Raw genomic sequence first — 13,768 nt, 5'->3', positions numbered from 1 at the left:
GTTGACGCATCGTCATGCGACCCCCGCCACGCCCGTGTTCAGGAGCCCGCCGGCTCCCCGCGGACCCCTCGGGCCAGCAGTCCGGGGGACTCCGGGCGGCCGTCCAGGATCCGGTTGGTCCGGGTGACCACCTGCCAGCCGCACTCCGTACGGCGCAGCCGCCAGTGGTTGGCCGTGGCCCGGCGCACGATGTACAGGCCCGCCTCGTGCACCACCATCAGGGAGTGGCACACCGCCACGGCCTCGTCACCGGCGACGGTGATGTGCGGCGGACCCACGACATGGGCGCAGCCCTGCCGGATCCAGCCCTGGTGCGCGGGGGAGCGCACCATCTCGCGGATCCGCTCCCGGCCCGCGAGGAAGATCTCGTCGATGTCGTACACCCCGTCAGGTGCCCAGAGCGCCGCGACACCGTCCGCCTCGCCGCCGTCCACCAGTGGCCCGTACGAGGCCATGGCACGGGCGATGTCGCGCTCGTCCTCCAGAGCCGCTAGCCGGGCCTCGACCGCTGCCAGCCGGTCCCCGCTCATACCCGTGCCTCCGGGGCCGCCGTGGTGCCGGCGAGCACGGCCAGCGCCTCCAGCTGTTCGACGTAATGGCTCGCCGACTCCGCGCTCAGTGCCACGCTGACCAGCGTGGCACCGGCGTCGGACACCTTCCGCAGCGCCTCGGACGTGCGGTCCGCGTCGCCGGACGGATCGAGCGGGCGGCCCGCGCTCAGCACCACCTCGAAGCCGTCGGGGAGTTCGGCCGCGCCGACCATCTCCCGCAGCCGGTCGAGCGGCAGCCCGAACGGCACCCAGCCGTCGCCGTGCGTCACCGCCCGGCGCAGCGAACGCGGGGTGCGGCCACCGATCCACAGCGGCACCCGGGCCTGCACCGCGTGCGGCTCCACGACGAGCCCCGCGTAGTCGAAGTGCTCACCGTGGTAAGCGGGTTCACGACGGGACAGCGAGGCGCGCAGTGCCGCGATCGCGTCGTCCGCGATCGCACCCCGCCCCCCGAACTCCGCGCCCAGCAGCCGGAACTCCTCCTCCAGACTGCCGACACCGAGCCCCAGCACGAGCCGTCCGCCCGAGACGCGGTCCAGCGTGCCGTAGCGCTTCGCGAGCGCCAGCGGATGGTGGTAGCCGAGCACCAGGACCTGGGTGGCGAACCGGATCCGGCGGGTCCTGGCGGCCAGATATCCGAAGGTGGCGAGCGGATCCCAGTAGGTTCCGCCGCGCTGCCGGGCGATGTCCACGGGCACCGCGACATGTTCCGAGCAGGTCAGATGGTCGAAGCCGAGCCGGTCCGCGGCCTCGGCGACCGCTCCCAGCTCCTCGATTCCGGCAGTGCGCTCCCAGGGGGAGTGGACGCCGGGTACGGCCGTGACGACGGGACTGTTGATGCCGAGCCGCATGGGGAACCTCTCTGGGTCGGGACAGGACGCAAGGTCGAGAGGCCATCCAAGTTCCGCCACCCAGAGCCCGCAGGACCCGTCCCGCTGAACGGAACAGGGCGCGCCCGGCCGGCCCCGTGCGGGAGAGCATCGTCGGCTCCGGCGGAAGGAGGTCGGCACCGTGCCCCGTACGAACGGCGAGAGAACCCCCGCACACCCCACCTCGGCCAAGCAGCGCCAGCGCTACGCCCGCATCCTGCGGTCCGCCGCACGCCTCGGCGCCGAGCACGGCCTCGAACGGATGCAGATGCACGACGTGGCCCGGGAGTCCGGCGTCGCGATCGCCACCCTGTACCGCTACTTCCCGTCCAAGACACACCTGTTCGCCGCCGTCATGCACGACCAGGTGCTCCGCCTCGACGCCGGCACGCCCGCGCCGCCGCCGGGCACCGGACCCGTGGAGGCGGTGACCGACCTGCTCACCGGGGCCAGCCGGCAGCTCTTCGAACAGCCGCTGCTGGCCCTGGCGATGATGCAGTCCGGCAACGTCTCCCACCTCGCCGAGGGCAGCCCGGCCCGGCGCACGGACGAGATCCTCATGGACCTCGTGCTGCGCACGGCCGGGGTGAGCGACCCCTGCGAACGGGACCGGCGGGTGGTCCGCATCCTGGAGCAGGCCTGGTACGGACTGCTGACCACCGTCCTGTACGAGCGCTCGTCGGCGGAGGCGGCGCAGGACGGCATCCGGCTGGCCTGCCGTCTCCTGCTCGGCCCGGTCCTGGCCGGCCGCGGTACCCGCAGGAGCCGCACCGGCAGCGGACGCGGCCTCTGACGCGGAAACCGGCACGCGTGGCGGTCCGCGTGGTGGTCCGCGTGGCGGTCCGCGTGCACTGTCCGCCCAGCGGGACAGCGCACACCCGCCGGGGGGCGGACCCTCTACGGTGCGCAGGGGGTCCGTCCCCGGGCAGTGGCTCCGCACGCGCGCCGCCGCCCCGAGGGCCGGGCCGCCCCACCGGAACCATCGACCGATCTGAGGAGTAACCATGCCGCGCAACGTCGTCGTCACCGGATCCGGGTCCGGGATCGGTGCCGCACTCACCGCTCTGCTCCGTGCCGGGGGCGACCGGGTCATCGGGGTGGACCTGCGCGGGGGCGAGATCGACGCCGACCTGTCCACGCCACAAGGCCGCGCCGCCGCCGCGGCGGCGGCCCGCGAGGCGGCCGGCGGGGTGGTGGACGCGGTCGTCACCTGCGCCGGCACCTCCGTGCCGGGAACCGCGATGGTGACCGTCAACTACTTCGGCACCACCGAGTTCCTGACGGCGCTGCGGCCCGCGCTCGCCGCGGCCGAACGGCCCAGGGCCGTGGTCATCGGCTCCATCTCCGGGACCCAGCCCGGCGACCCGGATGTCGTCGCCGCCTGCCTGGCCGACGACGAGGCCACCGCCCTGGCACACGCGGAGCGGGCCGTCGCCGACGGCCGCGCCCGGCAGCTGTACCCCTCGTCCAAGGCGGCGCTCGCCCAGTGGGCGCGGCGCACCGCCGTCGCCGGGGGCTGGGCCGACGCCGGAATCCCGGTGAACGTGGTCGCGCCCGGCATCGTGCTCACCCCGATGAGCGCGGGGCTCTTCGACGACCCGGAGATGAGGAAGGTGATGGACGCCGCCGTCCCCATGCCGCTCAACGGCTATCTGCGGCCCGAGGACGTCGCGGCGGCCGTGCTGTTCCTGGTCTCCGAGGAGAACAGCCACATCACCGGTCAGGTGGTGTACGTCGACGGAGGCGCCGAGGCGACCCTGCGCGGACCCGCGGACTTCTGAGCGGTCATCCGATGGTGCCCCGGCCGCGTCGGGCGGCCGGGGCACCATCGTTGCCGAACCACGGGCAGGGCGTCGGAGCCGTACCCGTCAGATCCGTACCTCGGGCCGGATCACCTTGCCGGTCGCGTTGCGTGGGAGCTCGTCGGTGGTCAGCCGCCACCGCTTGGGCACCTTGAAGTACGCCAGTTCGTGTCCCGCGTACTCCCGCAGCGCCTCCTCGGTGACCGCCGAGCCCGCCGCGAGCACCACGACGGCGGCCACCTCCTGGCCGAGGTCGGGATGCGGCACCCCCAGCACCAGGCACTCCCGGACGTCCGGGTGTTCGGCCAGGACCGTCTCGACCTCGGCGGGGTACACGTTCTCGCCGCCGCGGATGATCAGGTCCGAGCGGCGGCTGCTGAGATGGAGCCTGCCCTCGCGCAGCTGCCCCAGGTCCCCGGTGCGCAGCCAGCGGTCCGGGCCGATCGCACCGGCGGTGGCCTCGGGGTCACGCCAGTAGCCCAGCATGTTGTACTGGCTGCGGACCCAGACATCGCCCTCCTCGCCCTCGCCGAGCACCTCGCCGCCGGGGTCGCGGATCTCCAGCCGCACACCGGCGACGGGCCGGCCGAGGGTACCGGGGGCCGCCGCCAGCTCCTGCGGGTTCGCCGCGGCGACGGCGGTACAGGTCTCGGTCAGCCCGTAGCTGTCCACCAGCGAGTCCTTCGCGAACGGCAGGCTCTTGCGCAGCCGCTCCTTGAACTCGGTCGACGACGGGGCGGAGGCCAGCGAGAACGCCGTGAGCGAAGACGTGTCGTACCGGTGGGCCCCGCCGTGTTCGAGCAGCCGGTGGGCCATCGTCGGCACCGCACCCCAGTTGGTGACGCGCTCCCGCTCGACCATGCCGAGCACCGCGTCCGCGTCGAACGAGCCCTGGTGCAGGGCGATCCGGCTGCCGGTGGCGAGCCGCGGCACGGCCAGGTTGTGCAGGCTCGCGATGTGGAACAGCGGCAGCGTCAGCAGGTACACGCGGTCCTGCGGGGGCGTCGGGTCACCGAACTCCTGGAGCAGGGCGTCGTTCATGCGGTGGTACTCGACGACGGCCAGCAGGTTGCGATGCGTGTGCACGGCCCCCTTGGGGCGGCCCGAGGTGCCCGAGGTGTAGAGGATGACGGCCGGGTCGTCCTCGGCGACATCGGCGGACGGCAGCCGCGCGTCGGCGTGGGCCGTGACGCAGCGGCTGATGTCGTCCTCCATGGACAGCACCGGGACCGTGCAGCCGGCCAGCTTCGCCGACTGCCTGGCGTCGGCCACCACGAGGGCGGGCTCCGCGTTGCGCAGGCCGTGGGCCATCTCGCGCGCCGACCACCAGGCGTTGAACCCGACCGCCACCGCGCCGATCGACACGACGGCCCAGAACGTCTCTATCCACTCCGGGGAGTTGGCGGCGGCGACGGCCACCCGGTCGCCCTTGGCGATGCCGTACTCCTCACGCAGCACCCGGGCCAGTGAGGCGACGTGCGCCGCGTGCTGGGCGAAGGTGATCCGGCGGTCCGCGGTGACGATGAAGTCGCGTCCCGCGTGTGCGACGGACGCGTGCAGCACCTCGTGCAGGGCCCGTTGCCGGTGGGTGAACACCGGCAGCCGGGTGCCCAGCACATCGTCGTCGGCGAGCTCGAACCGGCCGTGCGGGCCGGTGAGGCCGTTCGCCGGTGCGGGACCGGGGGCGGGGGTGCGGTGATCCGTTTCGCTGGGCATCGGGAACTCCTGGGCGTCGTGAACTCCACTGGGATCGCGGTCGACGCCAGTGTCGGCCAGTACGGGGCCCCTGCCCCCGGCCGGTTCCGGTCACTGGGACACCGTGCCACGGCGCTGCCGGGAGCGGGAGCCCTCCTCCCACCGGGTCAGGCCGCCCCCGGCCCCGGTTCCCGGTGAGTGGGATAGGTCACGTCGGCCGGATTTCGCCGGCCGTAGCGTCCCCCATCTGATCCGGCTCCCACGCTCTTCGCCGCTGCCCGCACCGGACGAACTCCGCTTCCCGCACCCGGACAACTGGAGGAAGAAATGAAGCGAGCACCACGGGTGAGAGCCCGCCTCGCAGCGGCCCTGGCCGTCGCGGCCATGCTCACCTCGGCATGCGCCTCACCCGACGACGGGGGCAGCGGCAAGCAGCACACGGCCGAACGCGGCCGCTACGAGTTCGGCACGGTCGGCGACCAGCCCGAGGGCGGCAAGCCCGTCCGCGGCGGCACCCTGCGCTTCGCGGACTACGCGGAGGCCCGCAGCCTCAGCCCCGCCGTCACCTACGCGACGGGCGCGTCCGGCGGCTCCGCGCTCGCCGCCGTCTACGACGTACTGATGCGCTACGACACCGCGGCGAAGAAGTACCAGCCGTGGCTGGCCGAATCGCTGCACAGCAGCGACGACCTGAAGACCTGGACCCTGAAACTCCGCGACGGCGTCACATTCTCCGACGGCACACCCCTGGACGCCGAAGCCGTGGTCGCCAGCATCGCCTGGTACCAGCGGAGCAAGGGAGCCGACACCGCGCTGCTCGCCCCGAACCTCGCGACGACGCGGGCCACCGACGACTCCACCGTCGTCTTCACCCTCCGCAACTCCTGGGCCACCTTCCCGGCGATGCTCGCCCAGGCACCCGGCATGATCGTGGCCCCCGCCGCGTACGCCTCGAAGACGTTCCGGCCGATCGGCGCCGGTCCCTTCACCCTGGGCAAGTACGCCCCGCAGGAGGAGATGATCCTCAAGGCGAACAAGAAGTACTGGAAGGGCGAGCCCTACCTCGACGCGCTGCGCTTCACCTGGCCGCAGTCCGACCGCTCCAAACTCGACGCGCTGAACGACGGCACCGCCGACGTGACGTACATGCGCAGCCCCGACGTCGTCGACGACGCCGTGCACGAAGGCCATCCGGGGGAGCTGACCCTCACCGGCCTCGGCAACATGATCACCATCAACACCCGCGGCGGGCGCCCCGGCGCGGATCTGCGGGTCCGCCGGGCGATGGCCCTGGCCCTCGACCCGAAGCTCGACACCGCACGCGCCTACGAGGGCAAGGGCCTGCCGGGGCAGGAGATCTTCCCGCCGGAATCACGCCTGCACTCCGCGGTGAAGCCCACCGGCATCGATCTCGGCAAGGCGAAGAAGCTCGTCACCGAGGCCAAGAAGGACGGCTTCGACGGCACCCTCACCTACATGGACGGCACCGACCCCGTCTCCCGGGCCAAGGCGGTCGTCACCAAGGCGATGCTGGAACGGGTCGGCTTCACGGTCGAACTCGACCTGGTCTCCTCCATCGCCGACAGGGTGTCCAAGACATACGTGGAGCACGACTTCGACATCAGCCGCGGCGCGGCGAGCATCTCCGAGAGCGACCCCTACCACCGCCTCCAGAGCGTCCTGAACTCCAAGAGCTACGGCAACCCCGGCGCGTACGCCAACCCGAAGATGGACCAACTGCTCGTCGAGCTCCAGGGCGCCCGCGGCCACGCCGAGACCCAGCGGATCCTCGACGACGTGCAGACACTCTTCAACGAGGACGTGCCCGTGGTGAACCTCGGCGCGAGCGCCGGCTTCACCGCCTGGGGCAAGAACGTCCACGGCATCGTGCCCACCGACGAGTACATGGCCCTCTTCGGGCAGGCATGGATCAGCAAGTGATGACCCGCCGCCCGGCGCTCCCGCCCGGTGCGCGCCGGGCCCCCGTTCACCGGGCTGCCGCCCCGGGCCGCCCGGCCCGCCCGTGTGTGGACCCACCCGACCGTGGCGCGCGACGGGCCGGACGACCGGCCCCGGATCTGGAGGAACCATGAGTCCCGCTGCGCTTCGCCGCCTGGCCGTCCGGGCCCTGGAACTGGTGGGCGTGCTCCTGATCGCGAGCATCGGGGTGTTCTCCCTCGTCGTCCTGATGCCGGGCGATCCCGCCGTCGACATCCTCGGGGCGGGCCGGGCACCCTCCGAGTACGCCGGGCTCCGTCATGACCTCGGGCTCGACCAGCCCGTCGTCACCCGCTACTTCCACTGGCTGGGCAACGCCCTCACCGGAGACCTCGGCCACTCCGTCGTACCGCCCCAGAGCGACGTCACCGACCGGGTGCTGTCCGCGCTGCCCGTCAGCTTCGAGATCGCGGCACTCGGACTGCTCATCGCCCTGCTGATCGCCGTGCCGCTGGCCATGTGGTCGGCGTACCGCGAGGGCTCGGCCGCCGACCGGATCATCGGCGCCGGCACCTTCGGCGTGCTGTCCGTGCCCAGCTTCCTGGCCGGTCTGCTGCTGGTCCTCGTCCTGGTCAACTCGGCCGGCTGGTTCCCGCGATCCGAATGGGTGCGGCTCGGCGACGGCGACCTCGCGGGCAATCTGCACCACGCCTTCCTGCCCGCCCTGACCGTCGCCCTGGCCGAACTTGCCATGTTCACCCGGGTACTGCGCGGCGACCTCATCGTGACCCTGCGGGAGGACTTCATCCTCGCCGCCCGCGCCAAGGGGATGAACCCGCTGCGCATCCTGTTCTCCGACGCCCTGCGCCCCTCCTCGTTCTCCCTGGTCACCCTGCTCGGCCTCAGCCTCGGCCGGCTGATCGGCAGCACCGTCGTCGTGGAGTACCTCTTCCAACTGCCCGGCATGGGAACCCTCATCGTCAACGCGGCCGGCCAGGGCGACTACCCGATGGTCCAGGGCGCCGTGCTCACCATCGCCGTGATCTACGTGGTGATCAACGCCGGCATCGACCTCTCCTACGGCTATCTAGACCCGAGGACGCGACGTGTCCATGTCTGACATCGTTCCGCGCACGCGGACCGCCTTCCCCCTGCCCCTGCTCACCGCCGTCGCCCTCACCGCCGTCGGCCTCGCCCTCCTGGTGTTCGGGGCGACCACGGCCCAGCTCGTCCCGCCCGCCAGGGCGGCCGTCGCGCTGCTCGGCCTCGGCATGGCACTCGGCGGCGCCTCCCGGCTCGGCAAGCGGTGGGCGGGCCCCGGCTTCGACGTGGTGTTCTGGTTCGGCGCCGGCTGGCTGCTGCTGCTCGGCCTCGCGATCCTGTTCGCCCCGTGGCTGGGGCTCGCCGAGGACCGCGACGTCGCGACCACCGTCCTCGAACCCGTCTTCAGCCCCCCGGCGTTCACCGGCGCCCACCCCCTGGGCACCAACGGCTTCGGCCTCGACCTGCTGGCCAGATCCCTCTACGGTGCCCGCTCCTCGCTGCTCATCTCCCTGTCCGCCGTCGCCATCGGCACCGTCGTCGGAGGGGCCGTCGGCATGGTCGCCGGCTACTTCGGCAAGGCCGCCGACCGGGCCGTGGGCATCGCCACCAACTCACTGCTCGCCGTACCGCCGCTCATCCTGCTCATCGCGCTCGCGACCGTGCTCCAGCCGCGGCTGCGCAACGTCGCGTTCTCCCTGGCGCTGCTCACCGTCCCCGGCATGGTGCGGCTCGCCCGCGCCACGACCATGGCGTACGCCAACCGGGAGTTCGTCGTCGCGGCCCGCGCCATGGGAGCGACCCGCTCGCGCATCCTGCTGCGCGAACTGCTGCCCAACGTCCTGTTGCCCCTGCTGTCCCTGGCCGTCGTGATGATCTCGGTCCTCATCGTCGCCGAGGCCTCCCTCAGCTTCCTCGGACTCGGTATCCAGCCACCGGAACCCACCTGGGGAAACATGATCGCGGAGGGGGAGGGCCGGGTCTTCGAGGCGCACCCGCACATCGTGCTCGTGCCCGGCGCCTTCCTCTTCCTCACCGTGTTCGCCTTCAACATCGTCGGCGAGAAGGCCCGTGGCCGATGGGACTCCCGGAGCGTGAAACTGTGACCACCGCACCGCTGCCCAAGGCCCCCGTACCCCCCATCGCCGCCGGCGCACCGCCGCTGCTGACGGCCACCGGCGTACGCACCGCCTTCCACACCCCGCGCGGTCCGGTGCGGGCCGTCGACGGCGTCAGCCTGTCGCTGTCCGAGGGCGAGACCCTCGGCATCGTCGGTGAGTCCGGATCGGGCAAGTCCGTGCTCGGCCGCACCCTCATGGGCCTCATCACCGACGGCCCCGGCACCACCGTCTCCGGAACCGTCCTGCTCGGCGGGCGGGACGTCCACGCCCTGAGCCCGGCGGGGCGGCGGGCCCTGTGGGGCACCGAGGTCGCCATGGTCTTCCAGGACCCGATGACCTCCCTGAACCCGGTGAAGAAGGTCGGCACACACCTGTCCGAGAGCGTCCGGCTGCACCAGGGCCTGAGCCGCGCCGACGCCAGGGAACGCGCCGTCGACCTGCTCCGGCAGGTCGGCATCCCCGAACCGGCCCGGCGCGCACGCCAGTACCCGCACGAACTCTCCGGCGGAATGCGGCAGCGCGTCGTCATCGCCATGGCCCTGGCCTGCGGCCCCCGGCTGCTCATCGCCGACGAACCGACCACCGCGCTCGACGTCACCGTGCAGAAGCAGATCCTGGACCTGCTCCAGACCCTGGCGCGGGACCTGCGGATGGCGACCGTCCTCATCAGCCACGACCTCGCCACCGTCGCCGGCCGCACGGACCGGGTCGCGGTCATGTACGCGGGCCGGCTCGTCGAATACGCGCCCACCGAGGCCGTCTTCGAGCGCCCCCGGCACCCGTACAGCAGCGCCCTGATCGCCTCCATCCCCCGACTCGACCTGCCCCCGCACACCCTGCTCCCCACGATCGAGGGCCGCCCGCCCAATCTGCTGCACCCTCCCCCCGGATGCCGGTTCACCCCCCGCTGCGGCGCCGCGACCGACCGCTGCGCCACCGAATCGCCCCCGCTCGCCGCGTACGCCGGTGAGCGTGACGCCGGCGGCGTCGTCGCCTGCCACCACCCCCTGGGCGCCGCCGAGGAGGCCGCCGTATGACGAGCACCCGCACCACCGCCACGTCCGCCTCCACCGAACGGGGCGCGCGGCCGCCCGCACTGAGCGCGGAGAACCTCGTCGTGGAGTTCCCGGCCGGGCGCGGCCGGAAGGTGCACGCCGTCTCCGGTGTCTGCCTGGACGTCGCGGCCGGCGAGACCCTCGGCATTCTCGGCGAGTCCGGCTGCGGCAAGTCCACCGTCGGCCGCTCCCTGATCCAACTGCCGCCCCCGGACTCGGGCACCGTACGGCTCGGCGGGGTGACCCTGACCGGCCTGGCCCCCGAGGAACTGCGCCGGGCCCGCGCGCGGATGCAGATCATCATGCAGGACCCGGTCTCCGCCCTGAACCCCCGCCGCAGGGTCAAGGACCTGGTGTGGGAGGGTCCGTCGATCTGGGGGAGCGGCGACGGCGCCCGCGACAAGGACACCCGGATCGACGCGGCGCTGCGCGACGTCGGCCTCGACCCCGCGACCGTACGGGAGCGCAGACCGCACGAACTCTCCGGCGGCCAGTGCCAGCGGGTCTGCGTCGCCCGCGCGCTGCTCCTTGACCCCGAGGTGCTGATCTGCGACGAACCCGTCTCCAGCCTCGACGTGTCCGTGCAGGCGCAGATCCTCAACCTCCTGGAGACGACGACGCGGCGGCGCGGGCTGAGCATGGTCTTCATCGCCCACGACGTCTCCGTGGTGAAGAACGTCAGCGACCGCGTCATGGTGATGTACCTCGGCAAGGTCTGCGAGGTGCTGCCCTCAGACGGGATGCAGCACGAGGCCGTCCACCCCTACACACGGCTGCTGCTCGCCTCCCTCCCCGAGGCCCAGCGCGGCCCCGGCGCCGCCGGGGACCCCGCCGCGCCCGCCGGCCCCGCCGCCGAGCTCCCGTCGCCCCTGAACCCGCCGTCCGGCTGCCGCTTCCGCACCCGCTGCCCGCTGGCCACCGGCCTGTGCTCCGAGGAGGAGCCCCCGCTCAGGGACATCCGGCCCGGACACCGGGTCGCCTGTCATCACGCCGAACCGAAAAGGAACCACTCGTGACCACCACCGAGGCACCCGATGTCCTGGCCCCCGCCCAGCTGGGCCCGGTCAGGCTCCGCAACCGAGTCATCAAGGCCGCGACCTACGAGGGACTCAGCCACAAGTCCCTGGTGACCCAGGACCTCGTCGACTTCCACGTCGCCTACGCGCGGGGCGGCGTCGGCATGACGACCGTCGCCTACTGCGCCGTCGCCCGGGAGGGGCGGACCGACCGGCACCAGATCCACTGGACCGACGAGGCGATGCCGGGACTCCGCGTGCTCACCGAGGCCGTGCACGCCGAGGGCGCCGCGATCGCCGCGCAGATCGGCCACGGCGGACCCGTCGCCAACCCCAAGGGCAACGGCGCCCCGGCCCTCTCCCCGTCCAGGCACTTCCACGCCACCACCCTCAGCTGGGCCCGGGAGGCGTCCGCCGCCGACATCCGGCGCATCACCGAGGCACACGCCGAGGCCGCCCGCCGCGCCGTCGACGCGGGCTTCGACGCCGTCGAGGTCCACCTGGGCCACAACTACCTGGCCAGTTCCTTCCTCAGCCCCCGGATCAACCACCGCACCGACGCGTACGGCGGCAGCCTGCCCAACCGGGCCAGGTTCGCCCGCGAGATCATGCGGGCCGTCCACGACGCCGTGGGCGGCCGGATCGCCGTCATCGCCAAGATGAACATGGACGACGGGGTGCCCGGCGGCTTCTGGCTCGACGAGGCCATCCCGGTGGCCCAGTGGCTCGAACAGGACGGCACCGTCGACGCCCTGGAGATGACCGCCGGCAGCTCCCTGCTCAACCCGATGTACCTCTTCAAGGGCGACGCACCGCTCCGGGAGTTCTCCGCGATCATGCCGCAGCCGATCAAGCTCGGGGTGAAGGCGGTCGGCAAGCGGTTCCTGCGCAGCTACCCCTACCGGGACGCCTATCTGCTGGAGGACGCCCGGCAGATCCGGGCCGCCGTGAAGCTCCCGATGGTCCTGCTCGGCGGCATCACCGACAAGCCGGCCATGGAACTCGCGATGCGGGAGGGCTTCGAGTACGTGGCCATGGCCCGCGCCCTGCTGCGCGAACCCGACCTGGTCAACCGCCTGCGGGACGACGCCACCACCCCGTCCCTGTGCATCCACTGCAACAAGTGCATGCCGACCAACTTCACCGGCACCCGCTGCGTGCTCGTCGACCGCGACACCACCCGCCGCGACACCTGGGGCACGCCCGCCGGATACGTGAAGTGAGGGGGCCCGACGCGGTCGCCACGGCCGAGGCGGTCAGGGACGGCCGGACCGACGCCCGTACCGTCACCGAGGAGGCGATCGCCCGCATCCGGACACTGGACCCCGCCCTGGGCGCGGTGGTCCACACCCGGTTCGACGCCGCCCGCGCCGAGATCGCGGCCGGGCTGCCCGAGGGCCCGCTGCACGGCGTCCCCATGCTGGTCAAGGACCTCGGCACCGACGTCGCGGGACTGCCCGCCACGGGCGGCAGCCGGCTCTTCGCCGACGCGACGGCCCGCCACGACAGCGAACTGGTGGCCCGCTACCGGCGCGCCGGAGCCGTCGTCCTCGGCACCACCAACACCCCCGAACTGGGCCTCAACGCCTCCACCGAACCGGCGCTCTTCGGCCCCACCCGCAACCCGTGGAGCACCGCCCACTCGCCGGGCGGCTCCAGCGGCGGCTCGGCGGCCGCCGTGGCGGCCGGGATGGTCCCCGTCGCGCACGCGAGCGACGGCGGCGGCTCGATCCGCATCCCGGCGGCCGCCTGCGGACTGTTCGGACTCAAGCCGAGCCGCGGGCGCGTCTCGCCCGCACCCCGCCCCACCACCCTCTCGGGCCTCCTCTCCGCACACCACGCCCTCACCACGACCGTCCGGGACAGCGCCCTGCTCCTCGACGTGGCCGCGGGCCCGCTGCCCGGCGACGCCTACGCCGCACCGGCCCCCGCCGCACCCTTCGCCGAACTGGCCTGCCGCGCCCCCGGACGGCTGCGGATCGGGCTGCTCACCGCACTGCCGGACGGCCCCGGCGTGCACCCGGACTGCGAACGGGCGGTACACGCCGCGGCCCTGCTGTGCGAACGCCTCGGCCACGACGTCACCGAGACCACCGCCCCGTACCGCCCCGACGACGTCGGCCGCACCTCGGGCGTCCTGATGGGCGCCGACCTCGTCGCCCAGATCGACGCCCGGCTCGCCGGGCTCGGCAGGCCCCTGGCCGACGACGACATAGAACCCTTCACCCGCGTGCTGTACGACCACTACCGCACCCTCTCGGCGGCCGACGTCAGCCGTGCGCTGCGCCGCGCCCAGGAGATCGGCTGGGAGGCCGGCGCGGCGTTCCGGCGGTTCGACGTACTGCTCGCCCCGACCCTCGCGCAGCCCACCCCGCTGCTCGGCACCCTCGACACGTCGGTTCCGGAGTCGGTCTACCGGCACGCCTCCGTCTACGCCGCCTTCACCAGCGTGTACAACGTGACCGGGATGCCCGCCATGTCCGTCCCCTTCGGCCACGACAGCCAAGGGCTGCCGCTCGGCGTCCAGTTCGCCACACCCTTCGGCGGCGAGGGCGTGCTGCTCGCCCTGGCGGCGCAGCTGGAGGAGGCGGCACCCTGGGGGACCCCGCCCGCGCCCTGACGGGAGTGCCGCCGGACGGCACCGCTGTCCCTCACGACCGCCGCCCCGCCCCTGCGGCGG

The 13,768-nt window shown here is 73.0% G+C and carries 12 protein-coding genes; 9 read left to right on the top strand and 3 right to left on the bottom strand.

Annotated elements, in window-relative coordinates:
* Nucleotides 1-38: 38 nt before the first annotated feature.
* Nucleotides 39-530 carry a nuclear transport factor 2 family protein gene (locus ACZ6S6_RS28735; RefSeq protein ID WP_469707501.1) on the bottom strand — a complete coding sequence of 164 codons (492 nt, stop codon included), beginning with the start codon at nucleotides 528-530 and terminating at the stop codon, nucleotides 39-41.
* Nucleotides 527-1,402, bottom strand: coding sequence for an LLM class F420-dependent oxidoreductase (locus ACZ6S6_RS28730; protein WP_469707499.1), 876 nt, complete (start codon nucleotides 1,400-1,402; stop codon nucleotides 527-529). The genes ACZ6S6_RS28735 and ACZ6S6_RS28730 overlap by 4 nt, the downstream gene beginning before the upstream one ends.
* Before the next feature lie 160 nt (nucleotides 1,403-1,562).
* Between ACZ6S6_RS28730 and ACZ6S6_RS28725 the strand changes: the two genes are divergently transcribed.
* A complete protein-coding gene (locus ACZ6S6_RS28725) occupies nucleotides 1,563-2,213 on the top strand; it encodes a TetR/AcrR family transcriptional regulator (protein ID WP_362962369.1) in 651 nt (216 codons plus the stop codon).
* 211 nt (nucleotides 2,214-2,424) lie between these two features.
* Nucleotides 2,425-3,201, top strand: coding sequence for an SDR family oxidoreductase (locus ACZ6S6_RS28720; RefSeq protein ID WP_469707497.1), 777 nt, complete (start codon nucleotides 2,425-2,427; stop codon nucleotides 3,199-3,201).
* Nucleotides 3,202-3,288: 87 nt separating this feature from the next.
* Here the strand turns inward: ACZ6S6_RS28720 and casG are convergent, their stop codons facing one another.
* Nucleotides 3,289-4,938 (bottom strand): steroid-24-oyl-CoA synthetase, encoded by a 1,650-nt coding sequence (gene casG, locus ACZ6S6_RS28715; RefSeq protein WP_469707496.1) that lies wholly within the window; start codon nucleotides 4,936-4,938, stop codon nucleotides 3,289-3,291.
* 306 nt (nucleotides 4,939-5,244) lie between these two features.
* Between casG and ACZ6S6_RS28710 the strand changes: the two genes are divergently transcribed.
* From ACZ6S6_RS28710 to ACZ6S6_RS28680, 7 genes are all read left to right on the top strand, one after another.
* Nucleotides 5,245-6,858, top strand: a complete 1,614-nt coding sequence (locus tag ACZ6S6_RS28710) for an ABC transporter substrate-binding protein (RefSeq protein WP_469707494.1) — start codon at nucleotides 5,245-5,247, stop codon at nucleotides 6,856-6,858.
* 148 nt (nucleotides 6,859-7,006) lie between these two features.
* Entirely contained in the window at nucleotides 7,007-7,975 is a 969-nt protein-coding gene (locus ACZ6S6_RS28705; RefSeq protein ID WP_362962377.1) for an ABC transporter permease, read from the top strand.
* The gene (locus tag ACZ6S6_RS28700; RefSeq protein ID WP_469707491.1) at nucleotides 7,968-9,002 is read left to right on the top strand and encodes an ABC transporter permease; all 1,035 of its coding nucleotides are present in this window, start codon (nucleotides 7,968-7,970) and stop codon (nucleotides 9,000-9,002) included. The genes ACZ6S6_RS28705 and ACZ6S6_RS28700 overlap by 8 nt, the downstream gene beginning before the upstream one ends.
* Nucleotides 8,975-10,054, top strand: a complete 1,080-nt coding sequence (locus ACZ6S6_RS28695) for an ABC transporter ATP-binding protein (RefSeq protein WP_469707489.1) — start codon at nucleotides 8,975-8,977, stop codon at nucleotides 10,052-10,054. Before ACZ6S6_RS28700 ends, ACZ6S6_RS28695 begins: the two co-directional genes overlap by 28 nt.
* The gene (locus tag ACZ6S6_RS28690) at nucleotides 10,051-11,088 is read left to right on the top strand and encodes an oligopeptide/dipeptide ABC transporter ATP-binding protein (protein WP_469707487.1); all 1,038 of its coding nucleotides are present in this window, start codon (nucleotides 10,051-10,053) and stop codon (nucleotides 11,086-11,088) included. The genes ACZ6S6_RS28695 and ACZ6S6_RS28690 overlap by 4 nt, the downstream gene beginning before the upstream one ends.
* Nucleotides 11,085-12,311, top strand: a complete 1,227-nt coding sequence (locus ACZ6S6_RS28685; protein WP_469707485.1) for an NADH:flavin oxidoreductase — start codon at nucleotides 11,085-11,087, stop codon at nucleotides 12,309-12,311. Before ACZ6S6_RS28690 ends, ACZ6S6_RS28685 begins: the two co-directional genes overlap by 4 nt.
* Entirely contained in the window at nucleotides 12,308-13,708 is a 1,401-nt protein-coding gene (locus ACZ6S6_RS28680) for an amidase (RefSeq protein WP_469707483.1), read from the top strand. The genes ACZ6S6_RS28685 and ACZ6S6_RS28680 overlap by 4 nt, the downstream gene beginning before the upstream one ends.
* The last annotated feature ends 60 nt before the right edge of the window (nucleotides 13,709-13,768 follow it).

Source organism: Streptomyces sp. NPDC048671, from assembly GCF_055587045.1.
This window is presented reverse-complemented; position numbering and strand designations above follow the sequence as displayed.